Below are 15,067 nucleotides of genomic sequence, written 5' to 3' on the forward strand. Positions count from 1 at the left end.
GCCGACGGGCGGACGGGGGACGGATGGGCGCGGTGACCTCGTTCGCGCGGGCACGCTGGGGCGTCCGGCTGCAGACGCCCGGCGGTCTCGCGCGACACCGGCGCCGAGCCATCCGTCGACTGCTGCGCGAGCGGATGCCGCGGGCGGCTCGGTATGCGACGGGGTACGCGGCGCTCGGCGACCTGCCGGTCGTCGACAAGGCGACCGTGCTCGCCGACTTCGCGGGCTTCAACGTGCACGGCATCGACCTCGAGACGGCGCTCGCCGCGGCACGCACCGCCGAGCGCTCGCGCGACTTCTCGGGGCTGCTCCCGGGCGGCCTCACGATCGGGCTCTCGAGCGGCACGTCGGGGCGGCCCGGCGTGTTCCTCGTCGACGAGCGCGAGCGCCTGGCGTGGGCGGGCACGGTGCTCGGCCGCCTGCTCGACCGGCGGAGCCTCGTGCAGCTCGTGACGCCCTGGCGGCCGCCGCTGCGGATCGCGTTCTGCCTGCGCGCGAACAGCACCCTGTACGAGTCGGTCGCGAGCCGACGTCTCGCGTTCTCGTTCGTCGACCTCGTGGCCCCGTTCGCTCAGGTGCTCGCGGCCGTCGCGGCCGCCCGGCCCGACGTGCTCGTCGCACCGTCGACCGTGCTCGCCGAGCTCGCGCGTGCCGCCGAGCGCGGCGAGCTCGCGGTCGCGCCGCGCGTGGTGGTCGCCGTGGCCGAGGTGCTCGACGATGCCGACGCGCGTCTCGTCGAGCGCACGTGGGGGACGCGCCCGCGCCGCGTCTACCAGGCGACCGAGGGCCTGCTCGGGATCGACTGCGCGCACGGGCGACTGCACCTGAACGAGCACGGCGCGGTCTTCGAACCCGAATGGCTCGACGCCGCCCGGACGCGGTTCACGCCGATCGTGACCGACCTCGAGCGGCGCACGCAACTCGTCGTGCGATACCGGCTCGACGACGTGCTCCGGCTCCCGCCGGAGGTGACGCCGTGCGCGTGCGGCGACCCGGCGCGGTGGATCGAGGCGGTGGAGGGCCGCGCCGACGAGGTCGTCGAGGTGGTCGGCGCCGACGGTCGCGCCATCCGGATCTTCCCCGACACCCTCCGCCGGGCGATGGCCATGGCGCTCACGGCCGGCGTCGCCGGCGCCGCCGGCACCGTGGGCGCGGACTGGGCGATCCGCTGGTCGGCCGGCCGGCTCGACGTCGCGGTACGGCGCACGGGCGACGCGCAACGGGATGGCGCGCTCGAGGCGGCCGTGAGCCGGAGCCTCGGCGAGCTGTTCGACGCCGTGGGGGCGCGACATCCGGAACTGCGCTTCGGGGCGTGGACGCCGCCGGCGCCCGGCGACAAGCTCGTCAGGATCCGGCGCGCCGAGGCCGCCCGGCCCGCCGAGCCCGTCGCATCGCTCGCGACGTTGAGCGAGGCCGAGGCCGCGCATGCCTGAGCGCACCACGGTACTCGTGACCGGCGCGACCGGTTTCGTCGGCGGTGCGCTCCTGCGCGCGCTGCGCGGTCGCGACGATGTCGAGGTGCGCGGCATCGGCCGCCGCCGGGTCGATGCGCCGGATGTCGCGAGCCTCGACCTGTCGCGCCCGGTCGAGCTGCCGTTCGGCCCGGCGTTCCGTCCCGACGTGATCGTGCACGCCGCCGCACGGGCGACGCAGTGGGGCACGCGCGCCGAGTACCGCGCGCAGAACGTGGAGGCCACGGCGAACGTGCTCGACCTCGCCCGCCGGGCCGGCACGACACGCGTCGTCCACGTCTCGTCGAGCTCGGTCTTCTATCGGCCCGCCGACCAGTTCGGGATCAGCGAGGCGAGCCCGATCGGTCCGCGCTTCCTGAACGAGTACGCGCGCACGAAGCACGAGAGCGAGGAGCTCGTGCGGCGCCATCCGGGCGACTGGGTCATCGTGCGCCCGCGTGCGGTCTTCGGCCCCGGCGACACGACGCTGCTGCCCAGGATCGTGGAGGCCGCGGCGAGCGGCCGCCTCCCGTTCCTCGGCGACCCCGACGATCCGGCCGTCGGCGACCTCGTCTACATCGACGTGCTCGTCGACCAGCTGATCGCGGCGGCGCTCGCACCCGGGCTCGCGCGCACCGAGGTGAACCTCGCGAGCGGCGAGCCCGTGCCGATCATGCCCACGATCGCGCGCATCCTCCGCGAGCTCGGCCTGCCCGAGCCGCGCCGCACCCTGGGCCGGGGCGCGGCGCTCGCGCTGGCCGCGGCCGCGGAGGGCGCGTGGCGGCTCGGCCGGCTGAGGGGCGAACCGCCGCTCACCCGATACGCCGTGTGGTTGCTGGCGTCGTCGAAGACGTTCGACGTGTCGCTCGCGCGCGGGCTGTTCGGCGCGCCCGCGATCGGCATGGACGAGGCGATCGAGCGCACGATCGCGGCGGCCCGGCGCCGCAGCCCGATCGCGGGGCGGGCTCGATGAGGACCGCCGACCGCGTCGCGACCGGGGCCGGGATGGCCTACGTCGGCGTGCTCGCGGCCAAGGCCATCCTCGCCGCGGTCGCGGTCCGACGTCGCCGCGCCCGGCTCCGGGCCGCGACGGCGGCGGGGATCGCGCCGATCCCGCCCGAGGAGCTCACGATCGTGCAGCCGATCCTCTCGGGCGACCCGCAGCTCGAGGACGCACTCGCCGCGACGCTCGAGGCCTGTCCGCGGTCGCGCGTGCTGTGGCTCGTCGACGCGCGCGACCTGGAGGGGCGTCGAGCCGCCGAGGCCGCGCGGGCGCGCCATCCGCTCGCCGCGGTCGACCTCGTCGACTGCCCGCCATGCCCGCCCGGCGCCGCGCCGAAGGCGTTCAAGCTCGCGCTCGCCGAGGACCACCTCGACACCGAGGCGTTCGCCGTGGTCGACGACGACACTCGCGTGACCGCGGCGGGCGTCGCGGCGCTGCTCGACGGGCTGCGCATCGCCGACCTCAGCACGGGCCTGCCGGCCTACGACGCGGGGCCGGGAAGATGGTCGCGGCTCGTGGCGCAGTTCGTGAACGACCAGGCGATCCTCACCTACCTGCCGATCGCGGCGTTCGGATCTGCCCGAGCGGTCAACGGCATGACGTGGGCCATGCGCCGCAGCACGCTCACCCGGCTGGGCGGCTTCGCGCCGTTGCAGCGCCGGCTCGCCGACGACCTCGCGATCGCGACGGCGGTGCGCACCGCGGGCGGCGTCATCGACCAGACCGAGGTGCCGCAGGTCGTCTCGACGACGGTGCCCGACGGGCGACGCTACCGCGAGCTGATGCATCGGTGGATGGTCTTCGCGCGGCTGGCGCTGCGAGCCGAGCCGAGCGGATGGCGCGCCGCGCTCGTCTCCGCGTACGCGCTGCCGTCGGCACTGCTCGCCGCGGTCCTCGCGCTCGCCGCCGCCCGGCCGACCCTGCCGCGCGTCGCCGTCGCCCTCGCGGTCGCGGCCGTCCGTTCGGGCGTGATCGCGGGGGCGCAGCGCGCCCTGGCGGGCCGCGTTCGCCACGATCCGGCGCGGTCGCTCGCCGCCGAGCTCGCGCTGCCGGTGCAGTTCGCTGGTGCGCTCGTCGACCGCCGGATCGTCTGGCGTGCGAGCCGGTACGTCGTGCACGCCGACGACCGGTTCGAGGAGGCGACCCGATGAGCCTCCTCGTGTGCTTCCTCACGGGACGCAGCGATCCGTCGAGCACGGCGCTCTCGCCCGATCAGCGGGCCTTCCTCGACGCGCTCCCACTCAGCGGTCACGAGCGCCTCGACGTCAACTTCCCGTACGCCGCCGCGAGCGCGGGGTGGCGGCGCACGCCGCTGCCGCTCGCGAGCGTGCGCAACGCCCGCGACTTCGTCGCGTCGCGGCGGGCCGCGTTCGCGCGCCGTCACGGCGACGCCGTCCGCGAGGTGCTCGCGCGGGCCGACCGCACGCTCGTGCTGGCGGGCAGCTGCGGTCTCGAGCTGCTCGCGAACCTGCGCCTTCCCGAGGGCGCGCTCGCCGGCGTGCACGTGCTCGCCTACGGGCCGGTCGCGCGGTCGCGCCCGCACGCGAGCGTCGAGACGGTGGTGGGGCGCCGCGACCGCCTCGCTCGGCGGTCGGCCCGGCACCCCGACCACGTGATCGACGCGGGGCATCTCGACTACCTCCGCTCAACCCAGTTCCGCGCCATCGCGGTGCACGCGGTCGCTCGGCTGCGCGAAGCCGACGCGCTGCACCCCCTCTCCGCCGCATCGGAGCCCGCGCCGTGAGCGGGCACGTCGCGCTCGTCGCGCCGCCGTTCGCCGGGCACCTGCACCCCATGCTCGGCATCGGGGTGGAACTCGCGCGGCGCGGCATCCCGGTGCGGGTCGTGAGCACCGCCGCCGCGCGGGCGCGCATCGAGGCGTCGGGCCTCGAGGCCGAGATCCTCGCGTCGGCCGACGACGCGACGGTCACGGCGATCGCCGACCCCGTCGAACGCATCGGTCGACATCCCGTGCGGTTGCACCGCCAGTTCCGCGCGACCCTCGGCGTGCTGGGCGCCATCCGCGACGAGCTCGACGCGCGCTTCGCGGCCGACCCGCCCGCGGTGGTCGCGGCCGACTTCACGCTGCCGGTCGCCGGCGTCGCGGCCGTCCGCCACGGCGCGCGGTGGTTCACCGCGATGCCGTCGCCGGCCGCGATCGGGTCGACGGATGGCACGCCGTCGTACTGCGGCGGCCTGCTCCCGCCGCGCGGGCCGGCCGGTCACGCCCGCGACGCGCTCGCCCGCGCGAGCGTGCGCGCCTTCAAGCGCGGCGTCGTCGCGCTCAACGCCCGCCCCCTGCGAGAGCTGGGCTTCACGGGCGCCTTCCGCGCCGACGGCACCGAGCAGGCGTACTCGCCTGACACGATCCTCGCGCTCGGCCTCCCCGAGCTCGAGCTGCCGCGTTCCTGGCCGTCCGCCGTGCGGTTCGTCGGTCCGGTGCGGTACTCGCCGCCCGGACGGCCCGGAGCGTGGGGCGTCGATGCGGGGCGGCATCCGGTGGTCGGTGCGGGGTCGGATGGCGCGCGGTCGCGAAGCGACGCCGAGCCGCGAACCCACGCCCACCCCGATGCGCGCCCGCACCCGCGCGTGCTCGTCGCGTTCGGCACCCACCTCGCGCCCGAGAAGGCGCGCCTCGTCGACCTGCTGGCCGCGCTCGGCGAGCGCCTCCCCGACGTGGCGCTCGACCTCTCCCTGGGCGGCAGCGACCTGCCGGCGCCGGCCGGGGCGGCGACATCCGGTCACCGACGCGTGCTCGACTACGTCGACTACGACCGCCTCGACCGGTACGACGCCGTCGTGCACCACGGCGGCACCGGCGTGGCGCAGGCGACGCTCGCCGCCGGGCGGCCCGCTGTCGTCGTGCCGGTCGACTACGACCAGCCGGATGTCGCGGCGCGCCTCGTGCACCACGACCTCGCCGAGCGGCTCGACGCGCGGGCCCTGCGCGCGGGCCCGACGGGGGCGGACGCCCTCGCCGCGGCGGTGCGGCGCGCGCTCGCGCCATCCGCCGCCCGCCTCGCCGCCCTGGCCCGGTTCCGCGACGCCTGCGCGCGGTGGGACGGCGCGGTCGGCGCCGCCGACCTCATCGAGCGCGCCCTGACGACCTCCCGGCCCGCCGGCGGCCGGGCGAGTGGAGCACGAACATGACCCTCATCACCGAGGCCCCGCGAACGCACCCCACCCCGCGCTGGATCACCGCCGCCCGCATCGCCGGGCTCGGCGTGTTCCTGCCCGACGAGCGGCGCATGACGGCCGACACCGAGTCGCGGCTCGCCGCCGAGAACCCCGGGCTGCGCCTGCCCTCGGGCCTCATCGGCCGGCTCACGGGCGTGCGCGGCGTGCACGTGCGGCCCGACGGCTGGCAGACGTCCGACCTCGCGGTCGCGGCCGCCCGACGCGCGCTCGAGCAGTCCCCCGGACCCGTCGACCTGCTCGTGTTCGCGTCCGCGAGCCAGGACCTCATCGAGCCCGCGACCGCGCACATCGTCGCCGCGAAGCTCGGCGTCGCGGCATCCGTCATGGACGTCAAGAACGCGTGCAACAGCCTGCTGCAGGGCATGCAGGTCGCCGAGGCCCTCATCGCCACCGGCCAGGCGCGGCGCGCGCTCGTCGTGAGCGGCGAGCAGCCGTCGCACGCGGTGCGCTGGCGGCTCGAGTCGGCCGCGCAGTTCCTGCGGTCGTTCCCCGGGTACACGATGAGCGACGGCGGCGCGGCGGTGCTGCTCGAGGCGAGCGACGAGCCGGGCGTCGGCATCATCGGCAGCCGGTTCGCCGCGCACTCCGAGTACTGGCAGGTCGGCACGCTGCCGACCGGCGGCTCGGTCAACCCGCACGCGATCGGCGGCAGCTACTTCGACATGAACGGTCGCGCGCTCGAGCGCGCGTTCCGGCGAGTGGGGCTCGGCATCTTCCACGACACCCTCGCGGCCGTGGGCGTGCGGCACGACGAGCTCCACTTCGTCGCCGTGCACCAGGTCGCGCTGCCGATGCACCGCCGAATCGTCGAACTGCTCGGCGTCGACCCGGCGGTCACCGAGGAGACGATCTCGGCGCACGGCAACCTCGCGAGCGTGTCGCTGCCCGTGCAGCTGCACCGAGCGGTCGAGCAGGGGCGCGTGCAGCCCGGGAGCCTCGTCGCACTCGTCGGGCTCGCGGGCGGCATCAGCCTCGGGGTCACGGTGCTGCGGTGGTGATCGCGGCGCCGCGCCTCCGGCCCCCCGCCGGGGCGGCGACGGCCGCGCGGTGGGAGGAGCGCGTGATGCGGGCGGCGCACCCGGTCGCGTACCCGCTGCTGTGCGCCATCCGCCGCCCGGTGGTGCGCGTGCCGGGCCTCGGGGTGGTGGTGACGGATGCCGCGCTGCTGAGGGCCGTGCTGATGGACCCGACGTCGTTCGCCAAGCAGGGCCCGGGGGCGCCGAGCGACCTGTGGACGCCCGTGCTCGGACCGCGCGTGCTGCTCAACATGGAGGGCGCCGAGCACGCCGAGCTGCGGCGGCGTCTCGCGCCGCTGTTCACGCCCGCGGCGGTCGGCGAGCTCGTGGATCGCACGCTCGCGGCGCCGTACGCCGAGCTCGGGGCGGCGCTCGCCGCCGGGCGGACCGTCGAGCTCGTGGCCGCCGCGCGGCACTGCGCGAGCGCCGTGATCAGCACGCTCGTGGGACTGCCGCCCGACGTGGTCGACGACCGGCTGTTCCGGCGCATCGCGACCGTGACCGGTGCGGTGCGCCTCTCGCGGCCGCGGATGACGCCGGCGCAGGTGCGGCACGCGCGATCGGTGATGGCCGAGCTGACCGCGCACGCCGCGGCGGCGTGGCGCGCGGGCGACCCCGCGACCGTGCCCGGGCGCATGCGCGAACTCGGGCTCGACCAGCAGGAGTCGCTCGGCGCCGTCGGTGCCTTCGTGCTGACCGGCACCGAGACGCTCGTCGCCTACCTGCCGCGGCTCGTCTGCCTGCTCTCCGACACCGGATGGCTCGCCCGGCTCGCCGTCGACCGCGCGAACGTCGACGCGGCGGTCGCCGAGGGGCTTCGCGTCACGACGCCGTCGCCGGTCATGCTTCGCAGCACCGTGCGCGACGCCGTGATCGGCGACGTGGCCGCGCGGCCGGGAGACCGCGTCATCCTCGCGACGTTCCTGGCGAACCGGATCGCGCCGGGGTTCGACCCGGCGGGCAACCCCGCGGCCAGCCTCCGGCAGCTGTGGTTCGGCGCGGGCGCGCACTTCTGCCTCGGCGCGCCGCTCGCGATGGCGCAGGTGCGCGGGCTCGTCGGCGCCGTGCTCGACGCGGCCGCGGCCCGGCCGCTCGCGGTTCGCTCGCGGCGCGTCGCGCGCGGCGTCCTGATCCCGGGGTACGCGCGCGTCGACCTCGGCCCGGCGTGACGACCCCCGCGAGTCACGCCTTTGTGCGGGTGGACCCGCGCGAACGCGGGATTCGCGTATGTGGCCGGTGCTCGGTGCCATCCCCGGGGCGTCGAGTCACGCCGTTGTGTGGGTGGACCCGCACGAACGCGGGATTCGCGGATGTGGCGGGGTGCTCGGGCGATGGCGATGACCGGGGAAGGGCGCGGGCGGGGGCGGTGTCGGATGGCGCGCCTAGACTTGACGGGACATGACGCTGATCCTCGACCCCGACGACCCCACCGGCTGGCGCGAGGCGCCCGTCGCGGCCCCCGACGAGCGCGGAGGCGAGCGAGGAGTCGCCGGCCACGCGGCATCCGATCGGCTCACGGCCGGGCTGAACCCGCAGCAGCGCGAGGCGGTCGAGTACCGCGGCCCCGCACTGCTCATCGTCGCGGGCGCCGGGTCGGGCAAGACCCGCGTGCTCACGCACCGCATCGCGAGCCTCATCGACGGGCGCGAGGCGTGGCCGAGCCAGATCCTCGCGATCACGTTCACGAACAAGGCCGCGGCCGACATGCGCGAGCGCGTCGAGGCGCTGCTCGGCGAGGCGGCCGGCGGCATGTGGATCTCGACGTTCCACTCGGCGTGCGTGCGCATCCTCCGCCGCGAGGCGCAGGCGCTCGGGTTGTCGAGCACGTTCACCATCTACGACTCGGCCGACCAGCGCACCATCCTGAAGCGCATCATCAAGGAGCTCGACGCCGACACGCTCGGCTTCACGCCCGCGAGCGCGCAGGCGAAGATCTCCAAGCTCAAGAACGAGCTGAGCGACGTCGAGACGTACGCACGCAACGTCAACATGAACGATCCGAACGACGTGATGTTCCTCGAGATCTTCCGCCAGTACACGCGCCGGCTGCGCGATGCGAGCGCGCTCGACTTCGACGACCTCATCAGCGAGACGGTCTACCTGTTCCGGGCGTTCCCCAAGGTCGCGGCGCTGTACCAGCGGCGGTTCCGGCACATCCTCGTCGACGAGTACCAGGACACGAACCACGCGCAGTACGCCCTCATCCGCGAGCTGACCCGCCCCGTCGAACCCGAGATCGTCGCCGAGCTCGACTCGCACGGCGTGCTGGTGCGGGGCATGACCGATGCCACGGGCGCGATTCCCGGCGCGAGCCTCACCGTCGTCGGCGACTCCGACCAGTCCATCTACGCGTTCCGCGGCGCCGACATCCGCAACATCGTCGAGTTCGAGCGCGACTTCCCGGGCGCGAAGGTCGTGCTCCTCGAGCAGAACTACCGCTCGACGCAGAACATCCTGAGCGCCGCCAACGCGGTCATCTCGAACAACTTCGACCGCAAGGAGAAGAAGCTCTGGACGGCCGACGGGGACGGCGACAAGATCACCGGCTACACCGGGTACTCGGCGCACGATGAGGCCCAGTTCGTCGCCGACGAGATCGAGGCGCTGCATCGCGCGGGCATCGCCTACCGCGACATCGCCGTGTTCTACCGCACCAACGCGCAGACCCGTGCGCTCGAGGAGATCTTCGTCCGGTCGGCGCTGCCGTACCGCGTGGTCGGCGGCACCAAGTTCTACGAGCGCGCAGAGATCAAGGATGCGATGGCGTACCTCATCGCGGTCGCGAACCCGCTCGACGAGCTCGCCATCCGGCGCATCCTGAACACCCCGAAGCGCGGCATCGGCCCCGCCACCGAGACGTCGATCGCGAGCTTCGGCGAGCAGAACGACCTGTCGTTCCGGCAGGCGATGCGGTCGGCCGACGGCCTCGGGCTCGGTCCGAAGGTCACGAGGGCGATCCTCGACCTCGCGAACCTGCTCGACGAGGCGGCAGCGATGCTCGTGCCGTCGCAGAGGGGCATCGCCGAGGGCACGAACGAGGGCGCCGCGAAGGTGTCCGACGTGCTCGCGTTCCTGCTCGACCGGTCGGGTCTCGTCGAGACCCTGCGCAACAGCCGCGACCCCCAAGACGAGACGCGCGCCGAGAACGTCGAGGAGCTCCTCGCGCAGACCAAGGACTTCGATCGCGAGAACCCCGGCGCCTCGCTCGTCGACTTCCTCACGCAGGTCTCGCTCGTGGCCGCGGCCGACGAGCTCGACGACGCGTCGGGCACGGTGTCGCTCATGACGCTGCACACCGCGAAGGGCCTCGAGTACCACGCGGTGTTCCTCACCGGCATCGAGGAGGGGCTGCTGCCGCATCAGATGTCGGCGTCCGAGCCGGGCGGCCCGGCCGAGGAGCGGCGACTGTTCTACGTCGGCATCACGCGCGCCCGCAAGCGCCTCTACCTCTCGCTCGCGATGAGCCGAGCGCAGTTCGGCGAGGTCTCGGTCGCGATGCCGAGCCGCTACCTGCAGGAGATCCCCGACGAGCTCATCGACTGGAAGCAGTCGCCGGGCACGGCCACGAGCCGCGGCGGCACCCAGCCGCGCGCGCTGAACGCACGCCGCGGCGGCTACGGCGCGGGCGGCGGAGGCGGCGGCGCCTGGGGCACGCGCGACCGCGACCTCGAGCGGTTCAGCGTCACGAAGTCGGCCGCCCCGAAGGCCGAATGGGCCAACCGGGTCACGGGCACCGTGCGCGACAACGGCGACCTCACGCTCGAGGCCGGCGACCGCATCCGCCACGTCGACTTCGGCGACGGCACGGTCCGCCAGGTCACCGGCGAGGGCACGAAGCGCATCGCGCACGTCGCGTTCGACACCGCGGGGCAGAAGAAGCTGCTCATCAAGATCGCGCCGATCGAGAAGCTGTGAGCTGGCCGGTCCGCGCGCAGCGCGTCGTGTACGAGAACCCGTGGATCCGGGTGACCGAAGACCAGGTGGTCCGGCCCGACGGCGGCGACGGCATCTACGGCGTCGTCGAGCTGCGCAACGACGCGGTCTTCGTGGTCGCGCTCACCGACGATGACGAGGTGGTGCTCGTCACCCTCGATCGGCACACCGTCGGCGCGTCCGTCGAGGTGCCCGCCGGCGGCGCCGACGGCGACGACCCGCTCGTCGCCGCACAGCGCGAGCTGCTCGAGGAGACCGGCTTCGAGGCCGCGCAATGGCGCGAGATCGGGCGCATGAACGCGCTCAACGGCGTCTGCCGCGCCACCGAGGTCGTGTTCCTCGCCACCGGCCTGCGCGAGTCGACGCCCGAGGCGCGTCCCGACCACCACCAGGCCGAGGAGGGCATCAGCGCCGTCCGCACGGTGCCGTGGAACGAGGTCATGCGGATGGTGCGCCACGGCGAGATCCGCGACGGCGAGACCGTGGCGGCGCTCATGTACGCAGCGCTCGCGCTCGGGCGCCTCGGCTGATCCCCGCTCAGCCCGCGTCGGTCGCGACGCCGCCCGCGAGCGCCGCCGGCAGCGGCAGCCGGGCGATCAGCCCCATCGCGTCGTAGGGCGCCCGTACCTTGATGTCGTTGTCGAAGTAGAGGTACGCGTCGCGCCCGGCGTCGAGGTGCGCCCGGGTCCATGCCGCCCAGCGGTCGAGCGACGCGTCGTCGTAGCCCGAGGCGTAGAGCTCCTCCTCGCCGTGCAGTCGCGCGTACGCGAAGTCGGCTGTGGTGCGGTCGATGCGGGGGTACTTCCCGGCGGTGTCGGCCGTGACGGATGCCGCGGCGTGACGCTCGAGCAGTGCCGACCATTCGTCGACGGCGTCCTCGAACGACGGATGGCGCACCTCGAACGCGTGCCGGATGGGCGCGTCGGCGCCCGCCGCGAAGGACGCGCGTCCCTCCATCCGCTCGTCATGGCGGGAGGCGAGCGCCGCGGCATCCGCTCTCGACCTCGGCAGCCGCGCCAGGAACGCGTCGAGCAGCTCGGCGTCGAAGGCGAGTGTGGGCGGCAGCTGCCACAGCACCGGTCCGAGCTTCGCGCCGAGATCGAGCACCCCGGAGGCGAAGAAGTTCGCGAGCGGTGCGTCGACGTCGCGCAGGCGCTTGATGTGCGTGACGAATCGCGGGCCCTTGACGGCGAACACGAACCCGTCGGGCGTTCCGTCGCGCCAGCGGTGCCAGTTCGCGGGCCGCTGCAGCGAGTAGAACGAGCCGTTGACCTCGATCGAGGTCATGCGCGCCGAGGCGTACGCGAGCTCGTCGGCCTGGCGGAGGCCCTTCGGGTAGAACACGCCGCGCCAGGGCCGGTAGAGCCAGCCCGAGATGCCGACGCGCGCCTCGGCCACGACGCCGCCCGCTAGACCGCTCCGCCGAGGAGCGCGCCGATGATCCAGGTGACCGCGAGTGCGAGCGCGCCGCCGACCACGACGCGCGTCACCGCGCGCACCCGGGGGGCTCCGCCGATCCAGGCCGAGAGCCATCCGGTGATCGCGAGCGCGATGATCACCGCGACGAACGTCGTCACGATGCGCCACTCCGGCGGCGGCACCAGGATCGCGATCATCGGCAGGACGGCGCCGATGAGGAACGCGGCCGCCGACGCCCACGCGGCATGCCACGGGTTCACGACGTCCTCCTGCGAGATGTGCAGCTCGGCCTCGAGGTGCGCGGCGAGCGCGTCGTGCGCGGTGAGCTCCTCGGCGACGCGCTCGGCGGTCTCGGGGGAGAGGCCCTTGTTGCGGTAGATCTCGGCGAGCTCGGCGAGCTCCTGCTGCGGCATGGTCTCGAGCTCGGCGGTCTCCTTCGCGATGAGGGCGCGCTCGGTGTCGCGCTGGCTCGACACCGACACGTACTCGCCGAGGCCCATCGAGATCGCGCCGGCGGCGACCGACGCGACGCCCGCGACCAGGATGGCGCCCACGTCGGTCGTGGCCGCCGCGACGCCGACCACGAGCGCGGCCACCGAGACGATCCCGTCGTTCGCCCCGAGCACGCCCGCGCGCAGCCAGTTGAGCTTCTCGTGCACCTTGCCGTCGTGGGGGTCGGTGCGGTGGGCCGGTTCGGCCGCGGCGTCGGTCATGCGGGCAGTCTCGCACCCGCACCGGCCGGCTCGCCAGCATGGCGAGCCTTGCCTGAGCCGGCGAGACGGCCTCCGGTGGATGGCGCCGGTTCGGGAGCCCGTCGGCGGCGGGGTACCATGGTCGCGGTTCGACTTATCTCGATATCGAGGTATCTTGACGTCGAGACTCTCACAGCCGGGCCTCCCATCCCACCATCCCTGCGCGCGGGCGCGCGGAACGATTGGAAGCAGAGCGTGGATCTTTACGAGTACCAGGCGAGAGACCTCTTCGAGAAGTACGGAGTGCCGGTGCTCCCGGGCATCGTCGCCGACACCCCCGAGGCGGTGCGCGCCGCCGCCGAGCAGCTCGGCGGGGTCGTCGTGGTGAAGGCCCAGGTGAAGACGGGCGGCCGCGGCAAGGCCGGCGGCGTCAAGGTCGCGAAGACGCCCGACGAGGCCGAGGCGGCGGCCCGCGACATCCTGGGCCTCGACATCAAGGGCCACGTCGTCAAGCGCGTCATGGTCGCCGGCGGCGCGAAGATCGCGCAGGAGTTCTACTTCTCGGTGCTCCTCGATCGCGCCAACCGCTCCTACCTGTCGCTGACCAGCGTCGAGGGCGGGATGGAGATCGAGCAGCTCGCCGTCGAGAAGCCCGAGGCCCTGGCCCGCATCGACGTCGACCCGGGCACCGGCATCACCCCCGACAAGGCGCGCGAGATCGCCCAGGCCGCGAACTTCCCGGCCGAGCTGGTCGACAAGGTCGCCGACGTGTTCGTGAAGCTCTACGACGTGTACACGAGCGAGGATGCGACGCTCGTCGAGGTGAACCCGCTGATCCTCTCGGAGGATGGCGAGATCATCGCGCTCGACGGCAAGGTCACGCTCGACGAGAACGCCGAGTTCCGCCACGCCGGCCACGCGCTGCTCGAGGACAAGGCGGCGGCCGACCCGCTCGAGGCGCAGGCCAAGGAGCTCGACCTCAACTACGTCAAGCTCGACGGCGAGGTCGGCATCATCGGCAACGGCGCGGGCCTGGTCATGTCGACGCTCGACGTCGTGGCCTACGCCGGCGAGAACCACGGCGGCGTGAAGCCCGCCAACTTCCTCGACATCGGCGGCGGCGCCTCGGCCGAGGTCATGGCCAACGGCCTCTCGATCATCCTCGGCGACCCGCAGGTCAAGTCGGTGTTCGTCAACGTCTTCGGCGGCATCACCGCGTGCGACCAGGTCGCCAAGGGCATCGTCGGCGCGCTCGCCGAGCTCGGCCACGCCGCGAACAAGCCGCTCGTCGTGCGCCTCGACGGCAACAACGTCGTCGAGGGACGCCGCATCCTCGAGGAGGCGGCGCACCCGCTCGTCACCCTCGCCGAGAACATGGACCAGGGCGCCGACAAGGCCGCCGAGCTGGCCGCCGCGTAGTTAGGACTCGAGAGCAATGACCATCTTTCTGAACAAGGACTCCAAGGTCATCGTCCAGGGCATCACCGGCGGCGAGGGCTCCAAGCACACCGCGCGCATGCTCGCGGCGGGCACCCAGGTCGTCGGCGGCGTCAACGCGCGCAAGGCCGGCACCACCGTGCTGCACAAGGACACGGAGGGCAACCCGATCGAGCTGCCCGTCTTCGCGACCGTGCAGGAGGCCATCGAGCAGACCGGCGCCGACGTGTCGATCGCGTTCGTGCCGCCGGCCTACACGAAGGACGCCGTGATCGAGGCCATCGACGCCGAGATCCCGCTGCTCGTCATCATCACCGAGGGCGTGCCCGTGCAGGACTCCGCCGAGTTCTGGGCATACGCCAAGGAGCAGGGCGAGAAGACCCGCATCATCGGCCCGAACTGCCCCGGCATCATCAGCCCCGGTGAGTCGCTCGTCGGCATCACCCCGGCGAACATCACCGGCAAGGGCCCGATCGGCCTCGTCTCGAAGTCGGGCACGCTCACGTACCAGATGATGTACGAGCTGCGCGACCTCGGCTTCTCGACCGCGATCGGCATCGGCGGCGACCCCATCATCGGCACCACGCACATCGACGCGCTCGCCGCGTTCGAGGCCGACGCCGAGACGAAGGCGATCGTCATGATCGGCGAGATCGGCGGCGACGCCGAGGAGCGTGCGGCCGACTTCATCAAGGCGAACGTGACCAAGCCGGTCGTCGGCTACGTCGCGGGCTTCACCGCGCCCGAGGGCAAGACCATGGGCCACGCCGGCGCGATCGTGTCCGGCTCGGCCGGCACCGCGCAGGCCAAGAAGGAGGCCCTCGAGGCGGCCGGCGTCAAGGTCGGCAAGACGCCGTCCGAGACGGCTCGCCTGCTGCGCGAGGTGTACGAGGCGCTCGGCGCGTAGCGTTCCGCGGA

Annotated in this window: 13 protein-coding genes; 11 read left to right on the top strand and 2 right to left on the bottom strand. The window is 73.8% G+C overall.

Annotation, left to right across the window (positions count from 1 at the left end):
• Positions 1–23: 23 nt before the first annotated feature.
• The 9 genes from ACZ4TW_RS10420 to ACZ4TW_RS10460 all read left to right on the top strand — a co-directional run bounded on the left by ACZ4TW_RS10420 (position 24) and on the right by ACZ4TW_RS10460 (position 11,131).
• Complete coding sequence (locus ACZ4TW_RS10420; RefSeq protein WP_465542641.1) at positions 24–1,433, top strand: F390 synthetase-related protein; 1,410 nt, start codon at positions 24–26, stop codon at positions 1,431–1,433.
• Complete coding sequence (locus ACZ4TW_RS10425) at positions 1,426–2,424, top strand: NAD-dependent epimerase/dehydratase family protein (protein WP_465542642.1); 999 nt, start codon at positions 1,426–1,428, stop codon at positions 2,422–2,424. Before ACZ4TW_RS10420 ends, ACZ4TW_RS10425 begins: the two co-directional genes overlap by 8 nt.
• Positions 2,421–3,605: a glycosyltransferase gene (locus ACZ4TW_RS10430; RefSeq protein WP_465542643.1), complete on the top strand. Its 1,185-nt coding sequence runs from the start codon at positions 2,421–2,423 to the stop codon at positions 3,603–3,605. The genes ACZ4TW_RS10425 and ACZ4TW_RS10430 overlap by 4 nt, the downstream gene beginning before the upstream one ends.
• Complete coding sequence (locus ACZ4TW_RS10435) at positions 3,602–4,198, top strand: hypothetical protein (RefSeq protein ID WP_465542644.1); 597 nt, start codon at positions 3,602–3,604, stop codon at positions 4,196–4,198. The genes ACZ4TW_RS10430 and ACZ4TW_RS10435 overlap by 4 nt, the downstream gene beginning before the upstream one ends.
• Positions 4,195–5,604: a glycosyltransferase family protein gene (locus ACZ4TW_RS10440; protein ID WP_465542645.1), complete on the top strand. Its 1,410-nt coding sequence runs from the start codon at positions 4,195–4,197 to the stop codon at positions 5,602–5,604. The genes ACZ4TW_RS10435 and ACZ4TW_RS10440 overlap by 4 nt, the downstream gene beginning before the upstream one ends.
• Entirely contained in the window at positions 5,601–6,650 is a 1,050-nt protein-coding gene (locus ACZ4TW_RS10445; protein ID WP_465542646.1) for a 3-oxoacyl-ACP synthase III family protein, read from the top strand. Before ACZ4TW_RS10440 ends, ACZ4TW_RS10445 begins: the two co-directional genes overlap by 4 nt.
• Positions 6,644–7,837 carry a cytochrome P450 gene (locus ACZ4TW_RS10450; protein WP_465542647.1) on the top strand — a complete coding sequence of 398 codons (1,194 nt, stop codon included), beginning with the start codon at positions 6,644–6,646 and terminating at the stop codon, positions 7,835–7,837. The genes ACZ4TW_RS10445 and ACZ4TW_RS10450 overlap by 7 nt, the downstream gene beginning before the upstream one ends.
• Positions 7,838–8,066: 229 nt before the next feature.
• A complete protein-coding gene (locus ACZ4TW_RS10455; RefSeq protein WP_465542648.1) occupies positions 8,067–10,583 on the top strand; it encodes an ATP-dependent helicase in 2,517 nt (838 codons plus the stop codon).
• Complete coding sequence (locus tag ACZ4TW_RS10460; RefSeq protein WP_465542649.1) at positions 10,580–11,131, top strand: NUDIX domain-containing protein; 552 nt, start codon at positions 10,580–10,582, stop codon at positions 11,129–11,131. The genes ACZ4TW_RS10455 and ACZ4TW_RS10460 overlap by 4 nt, the downstream gene beginning before the upstream one ends.
• Before the next feature lie 7 nt (positions 11,132–11,138).
• Here ACZ4TW_RS10460 and ACZ4TW_RS10465 read toward each other — a convergent pair whose 3' ends face one another.
• Both ACZ4TW_RS10465 and ACZ4TW_RS10470 read right to left on the bottom strand, forming a co-directional pair.
• Positions 11,139–11,999, bottom strand: coding sequence for a DUF72 domain-containing protein (locus tag ACZ4TW_RS10465; protein ID WP_465542650.1), 861 nt, complete (start codon positions 11,997–11,999; stop codon positions 11,139–11,141).
• Positions 12,000–12,010: 11 nt separating this feature from the next.
• A complete protein-coding gene (locus tag ACZ4TW_RS10470) occupies positions 12,011–12,733 on the bottom strand; it encodes a VIT1/CCC1 transporter family protein (protein ID WP_465542651.1) in 723 nt (240 codons plus the stop codon).
• 234 nt (positions 12,734–12,967) lie between these two features.
• Between ACZ4TW_RS10470 and sucC the strand changes: the two genes are divergently transcribed.
• Both sucC and sucD read left to right on the top strand, forming a co-directional pair.
• The gene (gene sucC / locus ACZ4TW_RS10475; RefSeq protein ID WP_465542652.1) at positions 12,968–14,131 is read left to right on the top strand and encodes an ADP-forming succinate--CoA ligase subunit beta; all 1,164 of its coding nucleotides are present in this window, start codon (positions 12,968–12,970) and stop codon (positions 14,129–14,131) included.
• Between the two features lie 16 nt (positions 14,132–14,147).
• Complete coding sequence (sucD, locus tag ACZ4TW_RS10480; RefSeq protein WP_465542653.1) at positions 14,148–15,056, top strand: succinate--CoA ligase subunit alpha; 909 nt, start codon at positions 14,148–14,150, stop codon at positions 15,054–15,056.
• The last annotated feature ends 11 nt before the right edge of the window (positions 15,057–15,067 follow it).

This window comes from Agromyces sp. NPDC029043, from assembly GCF_055564615.1.